This window comes from Companilactobacillus halodurans, assembly GCF_009600985.1.
GTDB classification, from domain to species: Bacteria; Bacillota; Bacilli; order Lactobacillales; family Lactobacillaceae; genus Companilactobacillus; species Companilactobacillus halodurans.
Genome location: NZ_VDFP01000081.1, coordinates 1 through 1,830, shown reverse-complemented (window position 1 = coordinate 1,830; position 1,830 = coordinate 1). Strand labels below are relative to the sequence as shown.

Sequence of the window (1,830 nt, the reverse complement as noted above, 5' to 3'; positions counted from 1 at the left end):
ATTTGTCATTTTAATATTCCTTGTATTTTATAAACCACTCGCCTTTGACTCCTTTGATCATTTAGGTGCTCAAGCAGCGGGACTAAAAACAAGATTATTATCCATCACTTTCTTAGTCACTCTAGCACTAAGCGTCAGTATTGGGGCCCAAATAGTTGGTTCATTGCTAGTCTTTGTCTTACTAACCCTACCAGCTGCAACCGCTAAATATTTGGTTCATTCAGTTCCAAAAATGATTTTAGTTTCCGTCGGCTTATCATTAATTGGGGTCTGGTTAGGATTGTATCTCGCCTTCGTAACTAATTGGCCCGTTACCTTCTTCATCTCTACTTTTGAAGTAATTGCTTACTTCTTAGGTTTAGGATATAAGAATTGGAAATTAACTCATTAAAAACATTACTTAATTAGACAAAAATCCCACAATAACTTAAAGTGCTTCATAATTGTTAGACAAGAAATCTAACAGTTATGGAGCGCTTTTTATATGGTTAAATACAGTTCAAAATTAAAGGCAGAGGTTGTTGGTGAATACCTCCAAGGTAGAACCAGCATGCAAAGTCTCTCAGAGAAACATAATTTACCTAAACGGCAAGTCAGTTTCTGGATTCAAAAATATCGCTTAAGCGGCGTAGACTCGCTTAAGCGAAAAAAAACTAAACGGAGCTTTTCAGCTGAATTTAAAATTGATGTGATAAACTACTATCAAACTCATGATGAAACTTTAGCTGAAGTATCCGCCAGATTTGATGTTAACAAGTGTCAGATTAGTTCCTGGAGAACGGCATTCAATAAACATGGCATAGAAGCCTTGAAGTCTCATCCGAAAGGCAGAAAATCCAAAGTGAAAAATGATAAAAAGAAATTACGTCATTTAATAAACAAGAATGAATTAGATCAACTTCGCGAGGAACTCGCAAAGAAGAATCAAGAATTATATGACACAAAGTTGGAGAATGATATTTTAAAAAAATCAATGACCCTGTTCGGAACTTCAAAGGACGCAAAAAAACACAAATAGTTGATCAGATCAGGGTAGAACAAGAGTCTCTTCCAAAAGCAGAACGGTATAAGATAGGCGATATTCTTAAGGCCATTGGACTTAAAAAGGCCACTTACCATGATGAGCGTAAACGTATCAAAAATCATGTAGATAAGTACAAAGATATAAAAACTGAAATATTAAAAATTACTGAAAGTGGAAAATGTCGTGGACGCCTAACCTACGGTTATCGTCGCGTACAAGAAGGATTAATTAAACTAGATATTCACATAGCAGATGCCGTAGCTCGTCGCTTGATGAATGAGTTAAATGTTCAAGTAAATCTTTATAATCGTCATAAAAATGGAAAGTATTCCTCATATAAAGGAACTGTTGGAAAGGTCGCACACAACATTTTACATCAACAGTTTAATGAAACTGAGCCCTTTAAAGTCCTGCATACAGATGTCACACAAGTTCGTTTAAGGGATAACGAATGGGCTTATGTTTCCGCAATTACCGACGAGGCAAGCAAAGAAGTTCTAGCGTTCCAAGTAAGTAATAGTCCCAATAGTAAATTAATTATGGATACATTAAATGAATTAACGACAGTTATACCTAAAGGAAGCAACCCAGTGATACATTCAGATCAAGGCTGGCATTATCAACTAAATTATTATACTGATAGGCTTTCTGAAGATGGATTTATACAGAGCATGTCTCGCAAAGGAAATTGTCTCGACAATGCGCCAATCGAAAGTTTCTTTCATCTATTCAAAACAGAATGTCTCAATGGATTTCCACCTTGTAAAGATATGAAAGAATTTAGGAAACTTTCTAAGGAGTACGTC

The 1,830-nt window shown here is 35.6% G+C and carries 3 protein-coding genes; all 3 read left to right on the top strand.

Features of this window, described 5'->3' with window-relative positions; genetic code table 11:
* On the top strand, positions 1-391 hold a 391-nt coding region (locus tag FHL06_RS12560), incomplete at its 5' end, for a metal ABC transporter permease (RefSeq protein ID WP_192917987.1).
* Positions 392-484: 93 nt separating this feature from the next.
* Complete coding sequence (locus tag FHL06_RS12555; protein ID WP_101836851.1) at positions 485-1,018, top strand: helix-turn-helix domain-containing protein; 534 nt, start codon at positions 485-487, stop codon at positions 1,016-1,018.
* Positions 970-1,830, top strand: an 861-nt coding sequence (locus tag FHL06_RS12550) for an IS3 family transposase (protein ID WP_337692571.1), incomplete at its 3' end; no start/stop codon positions are given. The genes FHL06_RS12555 and FHL06_RS12550, both read left to right, overlap by 49 nt.